We start from the raw sequence: 6,676 nt of genomic DNA on the forward strand, positions 1-6,676 counted from the left end.
CGGAGATGTGCTTTGGACCACAAAGAACTGTTTATTGGTACATCAATTACCATCACTGCATCTTTTTTCAGCTCAATCGCTGAAACTACTAAATGCAGTGCTCAAACGCCATCACACCTCTCTGACTCTCATGAATCAGTAGTCAAAAGTAAATATAAATCGTCACTCTATAAGTTATGGCAATACGCAACAAAGAACAAGCCCTCTCTGTATAATGATAGTGTAGTTCATTATGACAATAAAACCTCCCCTTACACACAACGGCTTTTTACTTCGTATAAATTTTTTTTGAAAAGATTTTTGCAACCAGAGAATTATGTAAAACAAGCAGCTTCAATACAGTATCAAAGATTATTATTTTTTAAAAGCAGCGCCTTTTTTCGTGATTCCAATAATATTGGTTGGCATAACGTGCTCTATTTTATTCCGCACTTTTATCTTGTTGGTTGGATACTCGCATATATTAGAAATATTTTTAGAAGAGAACAAAACAATAATCACAAGGAATATTCTAAGCTAAACAATCTCGTTCTGCAAATTTATAAAATCAAAAAACAACGAGAAAATGCACCACAAAGAATGAGCATTTGTATTAATAAAATTCTTCATAATAAGGTGTATTGCTAATGATTGTTCCAGATTTCACATTTTTTGCTGCGGCATACATATCCAATACGCCCCCCATAACATTTTCAGTTATCGCCGAACAAGAAGCGCGGGACAATGTCTACGTAACAGATGATAAAGATAACTTCTTCTATCAATCATCTCAGCTTAAGGAAACAATCGCAACAACTGAACAGAGAGAACATAATTTTAACATAATTTTAGGGCAAATTGGTGTTGGAAATGTGAAATTGTTTTCTCTTTTTGATGCATTTGATTTTTGCGGAAATCTTACAGCTGTACAAAACGCTCTAACTTACTGCTATGAACAAACAACATCAAAGTGCATCTTTGAAAAAGCGACTTTGCAATCTGTGCTAAATTTCTACAACACAGAAAACTCAAACCACACCTCTATACAAAAAGTTACTTCATATATTGGAGTAAAAGCTGCTGTACGAGAAAATGAAGATTTGCAGGAGCCTGTAAAGCTTAAAAAAGAAGAACTAGAACAGGCAACTAACGTAGATTCTCTTCCTCTCTCTTCAAAAGGAGAAGAAGATGCATTTACACATAAAGAAAGTAGCGCCCGCGATGCTTTTTCAGCTGAAGATTTTTCTTCATCGAGAAGATCGCAGAGTGACAACTGATATTTTCACGAAACTCTAGAATTTTGATAGGATATTATAATGAAAGGTAGATAAGAAAATGTTAAAGCTCTAATTAGTAAGATTGGACAAAATCTCTTCTAATTGAGGGCAAAGATAATGAAAATGATAGAACAAAACAGCGTTGACATAGCATTTAGTCAAAAAGCAGCACGTGAGATTACAGTCGTGATGCTTTCAGAAAGAGAATGGTATTTTACGTTTATTTCCGATGATCCAATCACCGGAAAGCCAAATAAATATACGTTACTTACACAAAGAGGAAAACTAAGAACTTGGGCTGATCCAAAATATCTCTTTAAGTTTCTTCATGAACGAGGGGTCATTTGTGGGAGTTTTAATCTTAATCAGGATAAACAACATGAAACAATTAAATATTCTTCACACAACAGCTCGTAATAAAATTGCTGCATTTTCAGCAGCTTTAACCATATTTTTTATGAATAGTTCTGCTCATGCACAAGCCAAAGTCAAAACTTTACAAAATGCATCGGACGCTCTAACAGAGTTACAGACAGACTTAAAAGTAATTATCCCTATCGCTGCTGCCGTTATACTTTTATGTTTAGCAATTGGTTATGCGGGACGCTACATCGGAAAAGATACATTTGTACGTTGGGCAATCGGTGTTGTCATCGCAGGTTCTGCAACCCAACTTGTTACATTGCTATTTAAGTGATAGCGTTAATTATAAAATACAATATGTTTATTTGTATAAAAATGTTATCTAGATTTTAATAAGAGTGAAATATGAAAAGATTAAATAGTATTCAATCGAAAAGTCACAACAAAATCATCACAATTTCTGCAGCTATGACTGCATTCTTTATGAATAGTTCTGCTCATGCACAAAACGCAAAAGTTTTAACAAATGCGAAGACAGCTCTAACAGATTTACAGGCAGACTTGAAAGTGATTATCCCTATCGCTGCTGCCGTTATACTTTTGTGCTTAGCAATCGGCTATGCAGGGCGCTACATAGGAAAAGACACATTTGTACGATGGGCAATCGGTGTTGTCATCGCAGGTTCTGCAACCCAACTTGTTACATTGCTATTTAAAACAGCGTAATAATGGCATTAATTATAAATAATACAACACGATACGTTTATACGATAAACAACCAGTATTATTATCGTGTTCTCTACAACCAAACTTACTTCAATACTATTGAAAGGTAATTCATGAATCAGTATAATACATAATGTTTTTAACATCCATCGATTATTAGGTGAGTACCAGTAATAATGTAGCCATACTGAAAAAAGGAATATTATTTATAGCAACTTTAATCAAAAGGGGATAAAGGATATGAAACAATCAAATACGTTTCAAGCGAAGGCGTGCAACAGGATTAATGTTATTATTATCACTTCAATAATGTTATTAATAACGAAATCTGCATATGCTCAGACGGAAACTGAAAGCTTGGATGCCTTCATAGGAATGCAATATGGATTAAGTATACTTATTCCTATCGTCGCCATCATTATTCTTTTATTTCTTTTGCTTATTTATATATTTCGCATCATCGCAAGAGCTACATTTATGCGATGGGCATTCAGTGTCATTATTGCTGGTGCAGCCTTTTATATTAGCCACATATTATTTTACCTCCACTGACAAGAGCACCCTATGAAATCACAAGAAAAAAAAGAATTCCCCCTATTCAAAGGAGCAACACGTGTTCCAACAATATGGGGTGTCCCCATGATGCCATTTATCGTTATGGTTATGGGGGTTGCTGTTATTGCTATGACAGTAAGTATCTTTTTGTGGATTATAGCGCCTCCATTATGGTTCATTATGGTGCAAATTACTAAAAACGATGATAAGGCATTTCGTATCTGGTGGTTATGGATCGATACTAAATTTCGCAATCGAAACAAAGGTTTTTGGGGCGCATCAAGTTATAGTCCCTCTGATTACAGTAAAAGGAGATAAACATGACAGTTGTTGAAAGTAGCAAACGCCTTGCATCAGAGACACCTGTAAGCCTATTTCTGCCTTATTCACATCATATTACAGATACGATTATCTCTACTAAAAATGCGGAATATTTATCGATTTGGAAGATTGACGGGCGTTCACATCAAAGCGCTTCAGAAGAAGATATCTTTCAATGGATAAAAGAGCTTAATAATACTCTACGGGGTATTTCATCAGCCAATTTATCATTTTGGACACATATTGTGCGCCGCCGTGTTTATGAATATCCTGATTCAACATTTGATCAAATGTTTTGCTATCAACTTGATGAAAAATATCGGCAAAGCTTTACTGGTTATAATTTGATGGTCAATGATTTATATCTGACTGTCATTTTTCAGCCGATAGCGGATAAAATTATGTCGTTCTTTTCTCAACATGAACGTGAAACGCTTGACCAAAAAAAGATGCGACAAGACTCATGTATCAAAGAACTCAATGACATCAATCGTACTTTAGGCCAATCTTTAAACCGTTACGGTGCAGAACTTCTTGGTGCTTATGAAAAAAATGGACATGCTTATTCTTCTGCACTTGAGTTCCTTGGAATGCTTGTCAATGGTGAATATCGCCCCATGCCAATTTGCCATGACCGTTTTGCTGACTATATGTCTATCAATCGACCTTTTTTCTCAAAATGGGGTGCTCTTGGTGAACTGCGAACAACCAGTGGAATGCGTCGATTTGGAATGCTGGAAGTTAAAGAATATGATGCAACAACCAAACCGGGACAATTAAATGTTTTGTTGGAAAGTGACTTCGAGTTCATATTGACACAGAGCTTTTCGGTGCTTTCTCGACATGCTGCTAAAGACTATTTACAACGGCATCAGCGTAACCTTATTGATGCACGAGATGTGGCAACGAGCCAAATTGAACAAATTGACGAAGCACTAAACCAGCTTATCAGCGGGCATTTTGTCATGGGAGAACATCACTGCACATTGACTATCTATGGTGATACAATTCAACAAGTTCGCGACCATATGGCCAAAGCGAGTGCAGCATTACTAGACGTTGCGCTACTCCCCAAACCTGTAGACTTAGCGATAGAGGCTGGCTATTGGGCACAACTTCCTGGCAATTGGAAATGGAGACCACGTCCTGCTCCGATTACATCATTAAACTTTTTATCATTTTCATCTTTTCATAATTTTATGTCAGGAAAACCCACTGGTAACCCATGGGGCCCAGCCGTCACAATTCTTAAAACAACCAGTAAAACACCGCTTTATTTCAACTTTCATGCCTCCAAACTTGAAGAGGACTCAACAGATAAACGTTTGCTCGGTAATACCGCACTTATCGGACAATCTGGTTCCGGTAAAACCGTGTTACTTGGCTTTTTGTTAGCACAAGCACAAAAATTTAAGCCGACAACTGTTGTTTTTGATAAAGATCGTGGCATGGAAGTTGCCATTCGAGCGATGGGTGGAAAATATTTAACATTCAAGCCAGGCAGGAGAAGTGGTTTCAATCCTTTCCAACTCCCACCCACACAAGAAAATCTTATTTTTCTGAAACAATTTGTTAAAAAATTGGCAGAAGCTGGTGGTGAAGTCACGCATCACGACGAAGAAGAAATTAACAAAGCAGTTATGTCTGTTATGAGCAGTAACATTGACCGATCACTCCGTCGTTTGTCCTTTCTAGTACAATTTTTACCAAATCCACGTTTAAGTGATTATAATGCTCACCCATCTGTTCATGCTCGCTTACTAAAATGGTGTGAAGGTGGTGATTATGGATGGTTGTTTGATAATCCCCACGATGCTCTTGATCTCTCAACACATCAAATTTACGGCTTTGATATCACGGAATTCTTAGATAATTTTGAAACTCGCACCCCAGTGATGATGTATTTGCTTTACCGCACAGAAGGCATGATTAGCGGACAGCGATTTATGTATATCTTTGATGAGTTTTGGAAGCCTTTACAAGATCCGTACTTTGAAGATTTGGCGAAAAATAAGCAAAAAACTATCCGTAAACAAAATGGTATTTTTGTTTACGCAACACAAGAGCCTAGCGATGCCTTAGAAAGTAATATTGCCAAAACACTCATTCAACAGTGTGCGACTTACATTTTTCTAGCCAATCCCAAGGCAAACTATGAAGATTATACAAAAGGTTTTAAACTAACAGATACCGAATTTGAACTCGTTAAAGGACTTGGTGAGTTTAGTCGCCAATTCCTCATTAAGCAGGGTGATCAATCTGCGCTTGCAGAACTGAATCTTGGTAAATTTCATCTGACAAGCAGTGGAAAAACCATCGAACACGACTTTAGTGACGAGCTCTTGGTGTTATCAGGCACACCTGATAACGCAGAATTAGCCGAAAGCATTATCGCGGAAGTTGGTGATGATCCGGCAATATGGTTACCAATTTTCTTACAGCACGCAAAAAATGACAGGAGGGAAACATGAAAAAAAAGGTCATTTCAATAGTAGTTGTAATAACTTTAGGAATTTCAGACCCAGCAATGGCTTGGATTTGGGGCGCTGGAGCAGCGGATTTGTCATCATCAGTTCCAACGACGTGGCCCAATTTTTTTGGGAGTTCAAAAACATCAAAGAAAACACCTCCACAACAAAAGGAAGCGCCACCTGACCCACTTCTCGAAACACTAAAAAAACAACTTGAGGAAGTAAAAAAGATACACGAGTCTATAACGGGAAACCAAAAGTTCGACACTAAAAAACTTAAAAATGCACAAACAGATCACAGCAGTTTTTTTCTCAAAAATCCGGAGACGCTCTACAATAGAAATAAATCTTCTGCTCTAGCTACATCACTTGAAAATATTTTAAAAGAAGAAGAAATTCCTATCTCTGTCCATGAATCTAGCAGTTTTATCAACAAGCGTAGCCAATATGCAGCCATCACTGATAAAGCCGTAAGTCTAAAGACTTTTGAAGAAGCAAATAATCGTTTTCAGCAAATTGAAGAACTATTAAACGAAATCAAGACAACAAAAGATCTAAAAAGTATTGCTGAGTTACAAGCACATATAATTGGAATGCTCGCTATGCTACAAAATGAAACAGCAAAACTACAAATGGTCACACATTTACGCAATGCTGAATATACACTTATCAAACAGCAGAAGGACAAACATAACATAAAAATTTTGAATAGTAAAAACACGAAAATGCCTACCATAAGATTTATTAAATAAGGCTTTTTATAACAATATTTCGTGTATTATTTTTCCTGTATGCTCGTAAAAAGCAAAGGTTAGTGCATAATATTCAGTTCTCTCCCATAGACTGAAAAGATCTAGGAAATTTAATTCTATCCTAAAAAAATCAACGAAAAATGCTTAAAAATCATATAAAAAGTTGAAAATTCGTTAAAGAGGAATTCCATGGACTTTACAGTGTTCACGCAACTTTTCAGTAAAATTGATC

9 protein-coding genes are annotated in these 6,676 nt (G+C 36.5%); all 9 read left to right on the forward strand.

The window, feature by feature from the left end; genetic code table 11:
- Window positions 1-12 precede the first annotated feature (12 nt).
- The 9 genes from ACFIJK_RS03895 to ACFIJK_RS03935 all read left to right on the forward strand — a co-directional run bounded on the left by ACFIJK_RS03895 (window position 13) and on the right by ACFIJK_RS03935 (window position 6,444).
- Window positions 13-627, forward strand: coding sequence for a hypothetical protein (locus tag ACFIJK_RS03895; protein WP_375626634.1), 615 nt, complete (start codon window positions 13-15; stop codon window positions 625-627).
- Window positions 627-1,256: a TrwN protein gene (locus ACFIJK_RS03900; RefSeq protein WP_375626636.1), complete on the forward strand. Its 630-nt coding sequence runs from the start codon at window positions 627-629 to the stop codon at window positions 1,254-1,256. Before ACFIJK_RS03895 ends, ACFIJK_RS03900 begins: the two co-directional genes overlap by 1 nt.
- 117 nt (window positions 1,257-1,373) lie before the next feature.
- Complete coding sequence (korA, locus tag ACFIJK_RS03905) at window positions 1,374-1,673, forward strand: KorA family transcriptional regulator (protein ID WP_375626638.1); 300 nt, start codon at window positions 1,374-1,376, stop codon at window positions 1,671-1,673.
- On the forward strand, window positions 1,636-1,953 hold the full coding sequence (trwL, locus tag ACFIJK_RS03910) for a VirB2 family type IV secretion system major pilin TrwL (protein WP_375626640.1): 318 nt from the start codon (window positions 1,636-1,638) through the stop codon (window positions 1,951-1,953). Before korA ends, trwL (ACFIJK_RS03910) begins: the two co-directional genes overlap by 38 nt.
- Window positions 1,954-2,024: 71 nt before the next feature.
- Window positions 2,025-2,345 (forward strand): VirB2 family type IV secretion system major pilin TrwL, encoded by a 321-nt coding sequence (trwL, locus tag ACFIJK_RS03915; protein WP_375626642.1) that lies wholly within the window; start codon window positions 2,025-2,027, stop codon window positions 2,343-2,345.
- 240 nt (window positions 2,346-2,585) lie between these two features.
- Window positions 2,586-2,897 (forward strand): conjugal transfer protein, encoded by a 312-nt coding sequence (locus ACFIJK_RS03920; RefSeq protein ID WP_375626644.1) that lies wholly within the window; start codon window positions 2,586-2,588, stop codon window positions 2,895-2,897.
- A 12-nt stretch (window positions 2,898-2,909) separates the two neighbouring features.
- Window positions 2,910-3,218 (forward strand): type IV secretion system protein VirB3, encoded by a 309-nt coding sequence (locus ACFIJK_RS03925; RefSeq protein ID WP_375613868.1) that lies wholly within the window; start codon window positions 2,910-2,912, stop codon window positions 3,216-3,218.
- A 2-nt stretch (window positions 3,219-3,220) separates the two neighbouring features.
- Window positions 3,221-5,692 carry a VirB4 family type IV secretion/conjugal transfer ATPase gene (locus tag ACFIJK_RS03930; RefSeq protein ID WP_375626646.1) on the forward strand — a complete coding sequence of 824 codons (2,472 nt, stop codon included), beginning with the start codon at window positions 3,221-3,223 and terminating at the stop codon, window positions 5,690-5,692.
- Entirely contained in the window at window positions 5,689-6,444 is a 756-nt protein-coding gene (locus tag ACFIJK_RS03935) for a type IV secretion system protein (protein ID WP_375626648.1), read from the forward strand. Before ACFIJK_RS03930 ends, ACFIJK_RS03935 begins: the two co-directional genes overlap by 4 nt.
- The last annotated feature ends 232 nt before the right edge of the window (window positions 6,445-6,676 follow it).

The sequence above is a fragment of the Bartonella sp. PS17NMGDW genome (genome assembly GCF_042193555.1).
In the GTDB taxonomy this organism is placed as follows: domain Bacteria; phylum Pseudomonadota; class Alphaproteobacteria; order Rhizobiales; family Rhizobiaceae; genus Bartonella; species Bartonella grahamii.

Coding starts and splice junctions, on each gene's coding strand:
- ACFIJK_RS03900 (WP_375626636.1), top strand. CDS start 627: ATGATTGTTCCAGATTTCACATTTTTTGCTGCGGCATACATATCCAAT.
- korA (WP_375626638.1), top strand. CDS start 1,374: ATGAAAATGATAGAACAAAACAGCGTTGACATAGCATTTAGTCAAAAA.
- trwL (WP_375626640.1), top strand. CDS start 1,636: ATGAAACAATTAAATATTCTTCACACAACAGCTCGTAATAAAATTGCT.
- trwL (WP_375626642.1), top strand. CDS start 2,025: ATGAAAAGATTAAATAGTATTCAATCGAAAAGTCACAACAAAATCATC.
- ACFIJK_RS03920 (WP_375626644.1), top strand. CDS start 2,586: ATGAAACAATCAAATACGTTTCAAGCGAAGGCGTGCAACAGGATTAAT.
- ACFIJK_RS03925 (WP_375613868.1), top strand. CDS start 2,910: ATGAAATCACAAGAAAAAAAAGAATTCCCCCTATTCAAAGGAGCAACA.
- ACFIJK_RS03930 (WP_375626646.1), top strand. CDS start 3,221: ATGACAGTTGTTGAAAGTAGCAAACGCCTTGCATCAGAGACACCTGTA.
- ACFIJK_RS03935 (WP_375626648.1), top strand. CDS start 5,689: ATGAAAAAAAAGGTCATTTCAATAGTAGTTGTAATAACTTTAGGAATT.